The organism is Arthrobacter sp. KNU40 (assembly GCF_051515115.1).
Lineage (GTDB): Bacteria > Actinomycetota > Actinomycetes > Actinomycetales > Micrococcaceae > Arthrobacter.
In genome coordinates, this window is sequence record NZ_CP195850.1 from 4,115,275 (window position 1) to 4,128,211 (window position 12,937).

The 12,937-nt window shown below is 64.0% G+C and carries 14 protein-coding genes and 1 tRNA gene; 9 read left to right on the plus strand and 6 right to left on the minus strand.

The genetic code is table 11. The features are described from left to right. Positions 1-81: 81 nt before the first annotated feature. Positions 82-360, plus strand: a complete 279-nt coding sequence (locus ACSKT0_RS19140; protein WP_437771120.1) for a putative quinol monooxygenase — start codon at positions 82-84, stop codon at positions 358-360. 9 nt (positions 361-369) lie between these two features. Here the strand turns inward: ACSKT0_RS19140 and ACSKT0_RS19145 are convergent, their stop codons facing one another. After that, positions 370-741 carry a thioredoxin family protein gene (locus ACSKT0_RS19145; RefSeq protein ID WP_059387274.1) on the minus strand — a complete coding sequence of 124 codons (372 nt, stop codon included), beginning with the start codon at positions 739-741 and terminating at the stop codon, positions 370-372. A gap of 111 nt (positions 742-852) precedes the next feature. After that, on the minus strand, positions 853-1,398 hold the full coding sequence (locus tag ACSKT0_RS19150) for an acyl-CoA thioesterase (RefSeq protein ID WP_437771121.1): 546 nt from the start codon (positions 1,396-1,398) through the stop codon (positions 853-855). A 139-nt stretch (positions 1,399-1,537) separates the two neighbouring features. Here ACSKT0_RS19150 and ACSKT0_RS19155 point away from each other — a divergent pair, with 139 nt between their 5' ends. Together ACSKT0_RS19155 and ACSKT0_RS19160 are read left to right on the plus strand one after the other, a co-directional pair. Next, positions 1,538-1,762: a hypothetical protein gene (locus tag ACSKT0_RS19155; RefSeq protein ID WP_332602775.1), complete on the plus strand. Its 225-nt coding sequence runs from the start codon at positions 1,538-1,540 to the stop codon at positions 1,760-1,762. Between the two features lie 311 nt (positions 1,763-2,073). Beyond that, the gene (locus tag ACSKT0_RS19160; protein ID WP_437771122.1) at positions 2,074-3,282 is read left to right on the plus strand and encodes an IS481 family transposase; all 1,209 of its coding nucleotides are present in this window, start codon (positions 2,074-2,076) and stop codon (positions 3,280-3,282) included. Positions 3,283-3,306: 24 nt separating this feature from the next. Here the strand turns inward: ACSKT0_RS19160 and ACSKT0_RS19165 are convergent. Together ACSKT0_RS19165 and ACSKT0_RS19170 are read right to left on the minus strand one after the other, a co-directional pair. Continuing rightward, a tRNA-Tyr gene (locus tag ACSKT0_RS19165) sits at positions 3,307-3,388 on the minus strand. A gap of 129 nt (positions 3,389-3,517) precedes the next feature. Continuing rightward, positions 3,518-3,784 (minus strand): hypothetical protein, encoded by a 267-nt coding sequence (locus ACSKT0_RS19170; RefSeq protein ID WP_437771123.1) that lies wholly within the window; start codon positions 3,782-3,784, stop codon positions 3,518-3,520. A gap of 186 nt (positions 3,785-3,970) precedes the next feature. Here ACSKT0_RS19170 and ACSKT0_RS19175 point away from each other — a divergent pair, with 186 nt between their 5' ends. The 4 genes from ACSKT0_RS19175 to efeB all read left to right on the plus strand — a co-directional run bounded on the left by ACSKT0_RS19175 (position 3,971) and on the right by efeB (position 8,278). After that, positions 3,971-4,462 (plus strand): YajQ family cyclic di-GMP-binding protein, encoded by a 492-nt coding sequence (locus ACSKT0_RS19175; protein ID WP_234748976.1) that lies wholly within the window; start codon positions 3,971-3,973, stop codon positions 4,460-4,462. Positions 4,463-4,767: 305 nt separating this feature from the next. Continuing rightward, positions 4,768-5,622 carry an iron uptake transporter permease EfeU gene (gene efeU, locus ACSKT0_RS19180; protein WP_437771124.1) on the plus strand — a complete coding sequence of 285 codons (855 nt, stop codon included), beginning with the start codon at positions 4,768-4,770 and terminating at the stop codon, positions 5,620-5,622. Positions 5,623-5,657: 35 nt separating this feature from the next. Beyond that, on the plus strand, positions 5,658-6,869 hold the full coding sequence (efeO, locus tag ACSKT0_RS19185) for an iron uptake system protein EfeO (RefSeq protein ID WP_437771125.1): 1,212 nt from the start codon (positions 5,658-5,660) through the stop codon (positions 6,867-6,869). Next, a complete protein-coding gene (gene efeB, locus ACSKT0_RS19190; protein WP_437771126.1) occupies positions 6,866-8,278 on the plus strand; it encodes an iron uptake transporter deferrochelatase/peroxidase subunit in 1,413 nt (470 codons plus the stop codon). Before efeO ends, efeB begins: the two co-directional genes overlap by 4 nt. A 54-nt stretch (positions 8,279-8,332) precedes the next feature. Here the strand turns inward: efeB and htpX are convergent, their stop codons facing one another. Together htpX and ACSKT0_RS19200 are read right to left on the minus strand one after the other, a co-directional pair. Further along, the gene (gene htpX / locus ACSKT0_RS19195; RefSeq protein ID WP_437771127.1) at positions 8,333-9,202 is read right to left on the minus strand and encodes a zinc metalloprotease HtpX; all 870 of its coding nucleotides are present in this window, start codon (positions 9,200-9,202) and stop codon (positions 8,333-8,335) included. A 154-nt stretch (positions 9,203-9,356) separates the two neighbouring features. Beyond that, positions 9,357-10,628, minus strand: coding sequence for an MFS transporter (locus ACSKT0_RS19200; RefSeq protein WP_437771128.1), 1,272 nt, complete (start codon positions 10,626-10,628; stop codon positions 9,357-9,359). Positions 10,629-10,821: 193 nt separating this feature from the next. Here ACSKT0_RS19200 and ACSKT0_RS19205 point away from each other — a divergent pair, with 193 nt between their 5' ends. Then, positions 10,822-11,301: a Fur family transcriptional regulator gene (locus ACSKT0_RS19205; protein WP_437771129.1), complete on the plus strand. Its 480-nt coding sequence runs from the start codon at positions 10,822-10,824 to the stop codon at positions 11,299-11,301. A gap of 7 nt (positions 11,302-11,308) precedes the next feature. Beyond that, the gene (locus ACSKT0_RS19210; RefSeq protein ID WP_437771130.1) at positions 11,309-12,793 is read left to right on the plus strand and encodes a catalase; all 1,485 of its coding nucleotides are present in this window, start codon (positions 11,309-11,311) and stop codon (positions 12,791-12,793) included. Positions 12,794-12,937 lie beyond the last annotated feature (144 nt).

The following is a 12,937-nucleotide window of genomic DNA, read 5'->3' on the forward strand; positions in this document are numbered from 1 at the left end:
CGGGGCCAAGAGAAGACTTTTGCTTGGAAGTCCTACAAAATATTTCAGGGCCTTGCCGGGCCAGCCGGTAATGTGAATCCCATGAGTGCACCCATTGACCTACAGGCCACGTTCATTCCCAACGACGGCGAATTCTTCCGCGTCAAGCTCGCGCTGGAAATCGCGATCGACGAAGTGGTGAACGAGCCCGGCTGCATCCGCTACGAGCTCACCGAAGCCAACGAGGACAAGCTGGTCCTGACCGAGCAGTGGGCCTCCGAGGAACACCTCGACATCCACTCCAAGGGCATCGCTGTCCAGGACCTCAACGAATCCCTCAGCGCACTGCTGGCGGAGCCTGTGATGCTCGAGCGCCTCTAGGAGTTTCCTCTAGGAGTTTTCTGCGCGCTGCTTTGCGATGTGCGCGTGGACCTCATCCATATCGAGCCCCTTGACGGCCTCGATGACCTGCTCCAGCTGGGGTCCGTTCAGCGCGCCCGGCTGGGAGAACACGAGGACCTTTTCGCGGAACGCCATGAGCGTGGGGATCGAGGAGATCCCGGCTTCGGCGGCGAGCTGCTGCTCGGCCTCGGTGTCCACTTTGGCGAAGAAGACATCGTCGTGCTTCTCGGAAGCGGCCTGGTATGTGGGGGCAAACTGCCTGCAAGGGCCGCACCACGCAGCCCAGAAATCCACCAGGACAATGTCGTTGCCCTCGATGGTCGATGCGAACTGCTCCCCGGTGATGTCAACTGTAGCCATGCTTCCACGGTACGCGACCGCGCCGCCTAAGTCGCCTCTGTTCGCTACCCGGCAAACCGGGAATAAAGCACGACGGCGGGTGGCCAAGTTGGCTCAGTCCGGCACCTTCGGCTAGTGCCAGAGGTGCGGGGCGGCCTTGCGGGAGCCGGGGAGCGCGTTGTTCTCGCGCCACTCGTGGATCCATTCGGGAAGCTCGAGGTCTGCGGGCGGCTCGCCGAACTCGGCCAGGATTTCCTCCTGGCTCACGGGCCGGCCCTTGGCGACAAGCCGGGTGGCGATGTGCGCGCGGGCGTAGATCTCGCCGTCCACCACCATGCGTTGTTCGAAGTAGATCGCTTTGGAATCAAGCCCGATGATCTTGGACTCGATGGTGTATTGCTGCCAAAGCTGCAACGACTTCCGGAATGCGATGGTCTCCCCTGCAGCCACAGGGCTCCAGCCCCGGCGGCGCATCTTCTGCCAGATCCCTGCACGCACCATAAGGTCGAAGCGTCCAAGATCCATCAGCGAGAAGTACATGCCGTTGTTTACGTGCATTGCAATGTCGATGTCCGTGGGCAGTACGCGCATGGGCAACGAGGACGTACCCCAAACGCTGAGCCTGCTCCGCCTGGACGAGGTGAACAGGATCAAGAGGGTTCGCAGAAGCAAATGCATAACCGCCATGTTACTCCGCAGTAACATTTCGGGACAGCTTCGTTTTGTGTGTCGCTACATGGCATGTCGTTTACCGCCGGTTCACGTGCCACGGGAAGAATGTCTGAAAACAAATTGCAGAAGGCACCAAGGAGATCCCGTGAGCACCACCCAAACCATCAGGGCACACGCAGAGGTGTGGCCGGAACTGCCGCTCCACCAGGAACTGGTGCTGCAGGACACCCGCGGCAACAGGATCGTGGGCACCTTGGACGGCATGACCGAGGATCGCAGCACGCTCTGGATCCAGTTGTCCGGAGGCCTGGGCCGGCAACTCGTCCACCATCAGGACGGATACTGGCTGGAGCCGGGCAGCGCGAGCTAAACCGGGCTTCTTCCGCTGTCGACGCGCCAAATCCCTGGCGACACCGGAATTCGGGCGTCGAGAGTCCATCCGCGCCGCGCAGAGAATTTTCCGCGTCGAACGGCCCGCGCGCGTCGAACGGCCCCGCCAAGAAAACACGGACAAACAAAAAAATCCCCGGAACCATGTGGTTCCGGGGATTTAATTTTGTGGCAGATGAGGTGTGTAGTTTCACGACATAGTTCACACATGAGTCGGGTCATCGTTCCCGGTTGACGCTTCACCGGTGAGTCGGGACATCGTTCACGCCCCGGGCGCGGCGAGCATGTTTCATGTCGAAGCAGAAAGTGATCGTCCTTGCAGTCCGTGACCAGGGCCTGAGCGTCGCGGATGCGGCCCGCCGCTATGGAGTCAGCCGCCGCTGGGTCCATGAACTCCTCAGGCGCGAAGCCGAAGGGGGCATCGACGCCGTCGAGCCCCGGTCCAAACGCCCGCTGAGCAACCCGCGCCGAACCACCGACGCTGTCACCGGCCGGGTCCAGGCCCTGCGGCGGGAACTGGACGCTGCCGGCCTGGACGCCGGGCCCGTGACGATCGCCTGGCACCTTGGACGTGAAGGACTACACGCGCCGTCGATCTCCACGATCCGCCGGATCCTGCACACCGCGGGCCTGATCGCCCCGGAGCCGAAGAAACGCCCGAAGTCCTCCCTGCACCGCTTCGAGGCGCACCAGCCCAACGAAACCTGGCAGTCCGACTTCACCCACTGGGCCCTGGCCGACGGGACCGATACCGAGATTTTGAACTTCCTCGATGACCACTCCTGCTACCTGCTCGCCTGCGCCGCGTTCACGCCCGTCACCGTCACTGCGGTGGTGTCCACCTTCCTGGCCGCCGCCGCGGAACACGGGTTGCCGGCCTGGACCCTGACCGATAACGGCATGGTCTACACCACCCGCCTGGCCGGCGGAAAAGGGGGGCGCAACGCCTTCGAACACCAGCTCCACGCCCTGGGCATCACCCAGAAAAACGGCTCACCCAGCCACCCGCAGACCCAGGGAAAGATCGAACGCTTCCATCAGACCCTGAAGAAATGGCTCACCGGCCAGCCCCGCGCCCACACCCTGGCGGACCTGTACGAACAACTGGACAAGTTCCGCCACATCTACAACCACGAACGCCCCCACCGGGCCCTGAACCGCAGAACACCGCACGAGGCCTACACCGCGACCCCCAAAGCAGCACCGTCCGGAGCGAAACAAGGAGACCACTGGCGCCGCCGCATCGACCGCGTCGACCGGTTCGGGAAACTCACCCTCCGCCACGCCGGACGGCTCCGCCACATCGGCATCGGGCGGGCCTACGCCGGCAAACACGTCCTGATGCTCATCCACGACACGGACGTCACGATCAGCGACACGGCCACCGGAGAGATCATCCGCGAACTCACCATCGACCCCGCCCGCGGCTACCAACCCAGACAAAGAAAAACACCCCGGTCCGAAGACCGGGGTGTTACCGATGACCCGACTCATCCATGAAGGATGTCTCGACTCACCACATTGTGGCAGATGAGGGATTCGAACCCCCGTAGGCGTTGCCAGCTGATTTACAGTCAGCCCCCTTTGGCCGCTCGGGTAATCTGCCGAACTTCAAAAGAAGTCACTCCCGATCATCGTTTCGTTTCCGATCCGGTAAGCGCGAGCAAGACAACCTTACAGAACTTCTGCCGAAGAATCGAATCGAGGCGCCGAAGCCTCAAAACAGGCGAAAATCTCAGGCCCCACCAAATATCCGGCCAGCCAACTTGGCCTCGAAACTGGCTGCTTGCTCCAGCGTGATCTGGTTGAGCTGCACGGCCCGCAACAAGTCCGAGTGGACACCATCCATCCGCGATGCCGCATCAGGAACCGGACTCAGGACCACGGACGCTGCGAGCGCCGCGGCTGCAACCGCGGTTGCGGCGGTGGCGGCGGCGGCTCCGATTGAACCGGCGGCGGCAGCGGCTGACTTGGTGACGTAACGGACGGCCTGGTTGCTCATGGTGCTCCCTTTCAGGATGGGATCTTCAAACTGTTACAACTCTGTCCGGGCAGTCTCAGTTCCTGCCATGTGTGTGCTGTGAGCGAACTGTGAACGCCCGGCACACGCCGGGCGCTTCCGTATTAGGCTGGTTGGCAGACAAAGCCGCCCGTTTCCGGGCCGCAACGCATCAACCAAAGGAGAGTCATGGCAGGCGAATCCACATTCGACGTCGTCAGCAAGGTAGACAAGCAGGAAGTCGCCAACGCGCTCCACCAGTCCCAGAAGGAAATCTCACAGCGATACGACTTCAAGGGCGTCGGCGCGGAGATCGACTTCAGCGGCGAAAAGATCCTCATGAAGGCCAACTCCGAGGACCGCATCCTCGCTGTCCTGGACGTCTTCCAGTCCAAGCTCATCAAGCGCGGCATCTCCCTCAAGTCCCTCGACCAGGGCGAGCCCTACCCCTCCGGCAAGGAATTCCGCCTGGAATGCTCCATCAAGGAGGGCATTGCCCAGGACATCGCGAAGAAGATCAACAAGATCATACGCGATGAAGCCCCGAAGTCCGTCAAGTCCCAGATCCAGGGCGACGAACTCCGCGTCACCTCGAAGTCCCGCGATGACCTCCAGGAGACCATGAACATCCTGAAGAAGTTCGAAGAGGTCGATCTCCAGTTCGTGAACTTCCGCAGCTAAGACTTCGCTGCGGCCCAGGCCGCCATCCGGAAGTACGACGACGGCGCGTTGCCCCCTGAGCGGGCAACGCGCCGTCGTCGTCTTTAACGGAGACAGGCGCGTCACGCAACGCAACTTTTTGGAGTCGAGGTCCGGCGAAGATGCCGGGATTCCGCGGCGGCACCGATCCGCGCGAATCAAAAGACTGCAACGCCTGACAAGCAGTCAAAATAATTACGACACCCTTCTTTTGCGTAATCCCTTCCAGCGGGTACTGTACTTCCTTAGGCGAGCCTAAGTGTGGCTCCCCTAACGAAAGATTCCACATGACCGCGAACTTCCTGATCGGCCTGCGCGAGGGCCTTGAAGCCACCCTCGTTGTGGTCCTGCTCATGGCCTACCTGGTCAAGACCGGACGCCGCTCGCTGCTCCCCCGGCTGTGGGCCGGCGTCGGCATCGCCGTGGCCGTATCCATCGGCTTCGGCGCCTTGCTCACCTTCGGTCCGCAGGGACTGACCTTCGCCGCGCAAGAGGCGATCGGGGGCGGATTGTCCGTTGCCGCCGTCGGGCTCGTCACCTGGATGGTCTTCTGGATGGCGCGCACCGCCCGCAGCCTCGGCGGCGAGCTGAAGTCGCAAGTGGACAAGATGGCCGACGGCGCCGCGTGGGGCCTCGTGGTGGTGGCGGCACTCGCGGTGGGCCGCGAAGGACTCGAGACCGCGCTGTTCCTTTGGGCTGCTGCCCAGGCCGCCGGGGAATCGTCGCAGCCGCTGCTAGGCGCGCTGCTCGGCCTGGCCGTCGCTGGCGGGCTCGGATACCTGCTGCATCGCGGCGTCCTCAAGGTCAACCTCTCGCGGTTCTTCACCTGGACCGGAGTCGGCCTCATCGTGATCGCGGGCGGCGTGCTCGCCTATGGCATCCATGACCTCCAGGAAGCCGGAATCCTGCCAGGGCTCCACACCCTCGCGTTCGACGTCTCCGCGGCCATCCCGCCGTCGTCCTGGTACGGCACCCTGCTGAAGGGCACCCTCAACCTGTCCCCGGCCACCACTTGGCTCGAAGCCGGGGCCTGGTTGCTCTACGTGATCCCGGTGCTCTACTTCTACATCCGCGCCAACGGTTCCACTCCCGCGAAATCTTCCGGCAACGCCGCCGCTTCCCAGGCCGCCAAAGCAGCCTAGACGCTTCTCGCACTCCACAACAGAAGGAAAACCCCATGCCTGGCACTCCCCTGCCCAAAATAACGCTGCCTAAGATGACCTCCCGCCGTCGGACAGCTTTTTCCATCGTCGCCGCGGCCGCCGCTGTTCCGCTGGTACTCACCGGCTGCACGGACAACACCAAGACGCCCGGCCCCAGCGCTTCCGCCGGACCGATACAGGTGACCAGTACCAAGACCGAGTGCAAGGTTTCTACCGGGAGCGTCCCCAGCGGCAACCTGAGCTTCGCGGTCAAAAACGAAGGCACGGAAATCACCGAGTTCTACCTCCTCGCGGAGGACGGCTTGCGGATCGTCGGCGAAGTGGAAAACATCGGTCCCGGCCTGACCCGCAACCTGGTGATCACAGCCCCTGCCGGCAAGTACACCACCGCGTGCAAGCCTGGCATGCAGGGCGACGGTATCCGTGCGACCTTCGAAGTCACGGATTCCGGAAGCAAGACCGGAGTCGATGCCGATTTCCAGAAGCTCGTGGACACCGGCGTCCAGCAATACACGGCCTACGTCAAGGACCAGACCGAGCAGCTCGTGACCGGCACCAAGGCCTTCGCCGATGCCTACGCTGCAGGCGACGCAGCAAAGGCCCGCGAACTGTACGCCGCGACCCGCATGCACTGGGAGCGGATCGAGCCCGTCGCGGAATCCTTCGGCGACCTCGATCCCAAGCTCGATGCCCGCGAAGCCGACCTTGAGCCCGGCCAGGAATGGACCGGATGGCATCGCGCGGAGAAGGACCTGTTCCCGCCGGCAGGCTACACGGCACTGACGGCCGCCGAGCGAGCCAGGATCGCCACGCAGCTCGTCGCCGATACCGAGGAGCTCGGCAAGCGCACGCGCACTGTGGTGCTCTCCGCGGACAAGCTCGGCAACGGGGCCAAGGAACTCCTGGACGAGGTCGCGCGCGGCAAGGTCACCGGCGAGGAAGAGATCTGGTCCCACACCGACCTCTGGGACTTCCAGGCCAACGTCGACGGCGCCCGGATCGCGTTCGAAAACCTCAAGTCCGCGCTTGCGCAGAAGGACGCTGCCCTCGCCACGAGCCTCGACGAGAAGTTCGCTGCCCTGCAGACCGAGCTCAAGAAGCACGCCAAGGGTGACGGCTTCGCGTACTACAACGAACTCAGCCCGGCCGAGGTCCAGCAGCTCGCCGCGCTGGTCGACGCCCTCGGAGAGCCGTTGTCCAAGCTCACCTCAGCCGTGGTCCTGTGAGCGGCTGCCCTTTCAACCACGAGCCCATTGAGGTGCCCGACGACGGGACGGAGGCTGCCGCCGTCGGGCCGGCAACCGCTTCTGGCACCCGAGCGTCCGACGGCGGGAGGGCCGGTGCGCTTGCCGGTCCTCCGCAGCGCGGCCTGTCCCGTCGGGGACTGTTCTCCCTCGCGGGCGTAGGCGGCGTCGGTGCCGCGGCAGGCCTTGCCGCCGGATACCTCAGCCATGACGCCGTGGCCGCAGTGGCCGCCCCGGCAGGTACCGGGAGCAGCGTGGTTCCTTTCTATGGCGAACGCCAAGCCGGCATCATCACTCCCGCCCAGGACCGCCTCCACATGGCCGCCTTCGACGTCACCATCGAGGACCGCGCGGCATTAATCCAGCTCCTGAAAGCCTGGACCGCTGCGGCCGAAGCCATGACCGCCGGCCGCACGACCGGCGCGACCGGCGCCGTCGACGGCCCCTACGATGCGCCGCCGGAAGACACCGGGGAAGCCCTCGATCTGGCGGCCGGCAAGCTGACGTTGACGTTCGGCTTCGGACCGGGCCTCTTCGAAACGGACGGCAAGCCCCGCTTCGGACTGGAGGGCCGCAGACCCGATGCCCTGATCGACCTGCCGCATTTCCCTGGCGACGCCTTGCAGCCCGAACGCACGGGCGGGGACATTGTGGTCCAGGCGTGCGCGGACGATCCCCAGGTCGCCGTACATGCGATCCGGAACCTCGCGCGTATCGGCTTCGGCAAGGTGCGCGTCCGTTGGTCCCAGCTGGGCTTCGGCCGGACCTCCTCCACGTCCAGGGCCCAGACGACAACCCGCAACCTTTTCGGGTTCAAGGACGGCACAGCCAACCTGAAGGCCGAAGAACCTGCACTCCTCAACGAGCATGTCTGGGCCACCGCCGGAACCCACCCGGGTGAAGCGTGGATGGCGGGAGGCAGCTACCTTGTGGCCCGGCGGATTCGGATGCATATCGAGATCTGGGACCGGACCTCGTTCCGCGAACAGGAAGGGCTGATCGGCCGCACGAAGGGTGCCGGAGCGCCATTGTCCGGAGGAGAGGAATTCACGGCGCCGGACTTCGGGATCAAGGGCCGCGACGGGGAGCCGTTGATTCCGATCGATTCCCACGTCCGTCTGGCGCACGCGGACCAGAACAACGGTGTGAAGATGCTTCGCCGCGGATACAACTACACCGATGGTTCGGACGGACTCGGCCACCTCGACGCGGGCCTGTTCTTCATCGCCTTCGTCAGGGACCCGCGGACGCATTACGTGCCCATGCAGATGGCCATGGCGAAGAGCGACAAGCTGGCCCTGGAGTACCTCAAGCACACGGGCTCGGGCCTGTTCGCAGTGCCTCCGGGCATAAAGGCGGGCGGCTTCATTGGTGAGGGCTTGTTCGCATGAAGCCGCCCGTCGTCGGACGCGGCACCGGCACTCGGTGACTTACGGGACCGCTGGCTAGGAAAGCGGCCGTCCGGCCATCCGTTCGAGCCGCTCGATGCGCTCACGCATGGGCGGGTGGGTGGCGAACAGCTTGGTCATGGCACCGCCTCGGAACGGGTTGGCAATCATGAGGTGCGAAGTATTCACGAGGCGCTGATCCTGTGGCAGCGGCACTTGCTTCACGCCCGCTTCGATCCTGCGGAGGGCTGAGGCGAGCGCCAGCGGATCGCCGGTGAGTTCCGCGCCGTCGTGGTCGGCGTCGTACTCCCTCGTGCGGGAAATGGCGAGCTGGATCAAGGAAGCGGCAAACGGTGCAAGTAGCGCCATGGCGATCATGGCAAACGGGTTGGCGTTCCGCCGGTCCCCGCCGCCGAAGAACAGCAGCATCTGGCCCACCGAAGTTATGACGCCGGCGACGGCGGCCGCGATGGACGAGGTGAGGATGTCGCGGTTGTAGACGTGCATGAGTTCATGCCCGAGGACGCCGCGGAGTTCGCGCGCGTCGAGCAAGTTCAGGATGCCCGCGGTGCAGCACACGGCGGCGTTCTTCGGATTGCGTCCCGTGGCGAAGGCATTGGGGGTCATGGTCGGAGAAATGTAGATCCGCGGCATGGGTTGGTTCGCGCGCACGGAGAGTTCCCGGACGATCTGGTACAGCTGCGGAGCCTGCTCTTCCGAAACCGGGTACGCGGCCATGGAGCGGATGGCGATCTTGTCGCTGTTCCAATATCCGTAGGCCGTTGTGGCGACGCCGATCAGGGCCATGATCCAGATGGGTCCGGCGCTGCGCGTGCTCGCCCCGATCAAGGCACCGAGTCCCAGCAGCACCGCCCAGAGCACACCGAATAGCGCTGTGGTCTTCAGGCCATTGTGATGATTATGCACTTCACTACTTTCTTGCAGTACGGCTTTTGGTTCTGATCCGATTAACGCCGACGGCGGCCCAGACGTTCCGCCCAACTAGCTCGCATTTGTTGTCGTTCTGGGCCGTGATAACGACAACAACTGTCAGCTACTTGGGCGCGGGGCTGACACTGGGCTAGGGCACCGGGTGGAGCGAATCGTACTGGAGGAATCCGCGCTGCCCGCGCGCCACGAGCCACGCCAGCACTGCGCACAGCACGCCGCCAAGGAGCAGCACCCAGCCCTCGCTGAGAACCTTGGTGACGCCACCGGCGAGCATGTCCCCCACTCGGGGACCACCTGAAACCACCACAATGAACACACCTTGCAACCGTCCCCGCATGTGGTCCGGAGTGGCCGATTGCAGGATGGTGGTGCGGAAGACCGCGCTGACCGAGTCCGAGATTCCGGCAAGGGCACAACACATCGCCGCCGGGATGATCCACAGCGTGACCCCGTCGCGCCCGACGTCCCCGGCAAGGACAACCACCAGGCCGAAAGCCGCGATCGAAAAGCCCCATCCGGCCACGGACCAGACCACCGCACTCCCTTGGCGCCGTACCCTCCCCAACGGTCCGGAGAACAACCCCGCCAGGAACGCGCCGACAGCCACCGAGGCGAGCAGCACCCCAACAGTAGTGTCGCCGCCTCCGATCATCGTGGCTCCGATGGCGGGCATGAGGGCACGCGGCTGGGCGCAGATCATCGCTATGAGGTCGATGATGAAGGTCATGCGGAGGTTCGGCCGGGTGCCCAGGAAACGGAAGCCCTCGACGACGGAGCGCAGGCCGGGTGCCGACGCGTTCGCTGCCGCGGGAAGGGCCGGGAGCTTGAAAAGGCTCCACAGCGCGAAGGCGAAGCTCAGGGCATCGATCGTGTAGGTCCAGCCAAAACCGCTCGAAGCGACCAGAACGCCGGCCAGCAGGGGGCCCGCCGTCATCGAAATACCCATGTTGAGCATGCTCAACGCGTTGGCGGCGGGCAGCAGTTCCTTGCGGACCAGCAAGGGAATGATGGCGCTGCGTGCCGGCGCGTTGATCCCTTGCGCGCCGCTCTGGATCGCGACGAGGAGGAACAGTATCCAGACATTGTTCAGCTGGAACCACGCCTGGAGTGCCAAGGCCACGCTGCAGGCCCATAAAACGAGGGACGCAACAATGGCGACTTTCCGCCGGTCATAGGCATCGGAAAGGGCCCCGCCAAACAAACCGGCGATCACCAGCGGAACCAGGGCAAAGATGCTGAGCAGGCCCACGAAGAGGCTCTGTTGGGTGATGCTGTAGACCTCGAGGCTCACGGCAACCAGGGTCAGCTGGGATCCGACCATCGATACCGAAGACCCCAGCCACAGGCGGCGGAATGCGGGGCTTTCGCGAAGCGGGGTCATGTCAGCCAGGAGTTTTGCCACCGTCCAACCCTACCCACCAACGCGTCCGCCCTCCCGGAGCGCTGCGTGGGGCGGGGTTCGCCGCTGCGGTGTGGGCCGCCGTCGGGCCGCGTGGCTCTGTCCCGCGCCCGAGTCCCGGCCGCCGTCGGCGGGTTCATCCGAAGTTAGCCTCACCTTATTGTGAAGTAATCATAATAAGTGCTTCAATGGGCGTATGGCAGATCACACGGCAGACCAGGAAGCGTGGGCTTCCGCCCTGCATTCCCACGGACGCCGCGTGACCAAACAGCGCTTGGCGGTCCTCGCGGCTGTTCAGCACAATCCACATTCCCCGGCCGAAGGCATCCTGGCTGCCGCGCGCAAGGATCTTCCCGAACTGACAGCGCAGTCTGTTTATGTGGTGCTGAGCGACCTTACGGACCTGAAGATGCTGCGACGCTTCGAACCGCCCCACTCTCCCGCGCTGTACGAGACGCGGGTGGGAGACAACCACCACCACGCCGTCTGCATCAGTTGCGGGCGGGTGGAGGATGTCGACTGCGCGGTAGGCCATGCCCCCTGCCTCACCCCGCACTGGGATGAGCACTCCAAACCCATGACCATCCAGATCGCAGACGTCCTGTACCAAGGCATCTGCCAGGACTGCCAGGCCAAACAACAGCTTCCTACTCAAACGCAAGTAACCACGAAATAGGAGAACGATGACCGCGAACATCTCGACCACCCAGTCGGGCGCCCCCGTCACCTCGGACGCGCATTCCCAGTCCGTTGGTGCCGATGGTGCCATCATCCTGACCGACCACTACTTGGTGGAAAAGCTCGCCCAGTTCAACCGCGAGCGCGTCCCGGAGCGTGTTGTCCACGCCAAGGGTGGCGGCGCTTTCGGTACCTTCAAGACGTCCTCGGACGTTTCCAAGTACACCAAGGCTGCCCTGTTCCAGCACGGTGTCGAGACGGACATGCTCATCCGTTTCTCCTCCGTTGCAGGCGAGAACGGCTCCCCTGACACGTGGCGCGACCCCCGCGGCTTCGCCGTCAAGTTCTACACTTCCGAGGGCAACTACGACCTCGTCGGCAACAACACCCCGGTGTTCTTCATCCGCGACGGCATCAAGTTCCCCGACTTCATCCACTCCCAGAAGCGCCTTCCGGGCACCCACCTGCGCGACGCCGACATGCAGTGGGACTTCTGGACCCTCTCCCCCGAGTCCGCACACCAGGTCACCTGGCTCATGGGCGACCGCGGCCTGCCGGCTTCCTGGCGCGAAATGCAGGGCTACGGCTCGCACACGTACCAGTGGATCAACGCCGAAGGCGAGCGCTTCTGGGTCAAGTACCACTTCAAGTCCAACCAGGGCGTCAAGACCATCACGGGCGACCAGGCTGAAGAACTGGCCGGTTCGGACGCGGACTTCTACATCCGCGACCTCCAGGAGAACATTGCCGCCGGCAACTTCCCGTCCTGGGAACTGCACGTCCAGGTCATGCCTTACGAGGACGCCAAGACCTACCGTTTCAACCCGTTCGACCTCACCAAGGTGTGGCCGCACTCGGACTACCCGCTGATCCACGTCGGCACCATGGAGCTCAACAAGAACCCGGAGAACTATTTCGCGCAGATCGAGCAGGCCACCTTCGCGCCGTCGAACTTCGTTCCGGGTATCGCTGCCTCCCCGGACAAGATGCTGCAGGCCCGCATCTTCTCCTACGCTGACGCACACCGTTACCGTGTGGGCACCAACCACGCCCAGATCCCGGTGAACCAGCCGAAGAACCAGGTCAACAACTACAGCCAGGACGGCGTGGGACGTTACCTGTTCAACGCTCCTTCGGTTCCGGTCTACGCACCGAACTCCGTGGGTGGCCCGGCTGCCGTTGAGCCGCAGAACCCGGCCGGCGGCTGGGAGAACGACGGCGAGCTGACGCTCTCCGCGCACTCCCTGCACGCTGAGGACGGCGACTTCGTCCAGGCTGGCGCCCTGTACCGCGAGGTCTACGACGACGGCGCCAAGGCCCGCCTGCTGGAGACCATCACGGGCGCTGTGGGCGGCGTCAAGAGCCCCGGCATCAAGGAACGCGCCATCCAGTACTGGACCAACGTCGATGCTGAACTCGGTGCCAAGTTGCGCGCCAACCTCGGCGCAGGCGAAGGCGAGTCGGCTTCAGAGGCAGCCAACAAGCTGTAACAAAGTCAACAAACGAAGCAACCCCGCTGCGGAATCTCCGCGGCGGGGTTGCTTTTTATGCCCATGGATGGCGGGCCTGATTACCGTTACGCGGCGGGTTTTCCACATAGCCGAGAATGTCTCTGGCTAGCTCGGCATTGTGAT

What these genes read in the sequence shown, in the direction of transcription:
- efeO (WP_437771125.1), top strand. Translation starts at nt 5,658, where the DNA reads ATGCCTGGCACTCCCCTGCCCAAAATAACGCTGCCTAAGATGACCTCC.
- efeU (WP_437771124.1), top strand. Translation starts at nt 4,768, where the DNA reads ATGACCGCGAACTTCCTGATCGGCCTGCGCGAGGGCCTTGAAGCCACC.
- ACSKT0_RS19175 (WP_234748976.1), top strand. Translation starts at nt 3,971, where the DNA reads ATGGCAGGCGAATCCACATTCGACGTCGTCAGCAAGGTAGACAAGCAG.
- ACSKT0_RS19210 (WP_437771130.1), top strand. Translation starts at nt 11,309, where the DNA reads ATGACCGCGAACATCTCGACCACCCAGTCGGGCGCCCCCGTCACCTCG.
- ACSKT0_RS19170 (WP_437771123.1), bottom strand. Translation starts at nt 3,784, where the DNA reads ATGAGCAACCAGGCCGTCCGTTACGTCACCAAGTCAGCCGCTGCCGCC.
- ACSKT0_RS19150 (WP_437771121.1), bottom strand. Translation starts at nt 1,398, where the DNA reads ATGCATTTGCTTCTGCGAACCCTCTTGATCCTGTTCACCTCGTCCAGG.
- ACSKT0_RS19160 (WP_437771122.1), top strand. Translation starts at nt 2,074, where the DNA reads ATGTCGAAGCAGAAAGTGATCGTCCTTGCAGTCCGTGACCAGGGCCTG.
- ACSKT0_RS19145 (WP_059387274.1), bottom strand. Translation starts at nt 741, where the DNA reads ATGGCTACAGTTGACATCACCGGGGAGCAGTTCGCATCGACCATCGAG.
- ACSKT0_RS19205 (WP_437771129.1), top strand. Translation starts at nt 10,822, where the DNA reads ATGGCAGATCACACGGCAGACCAGGAAGCGTGGGCTTCCGCCCTGCAT.
- ACSKT0_RS19140 (WP_437771120.1), top strand. Translation starts at nt 82, where the DNA reads ATGAGTGCACCCATTGACCTACAGGCCACGTTCATTCCCAACGACGGC.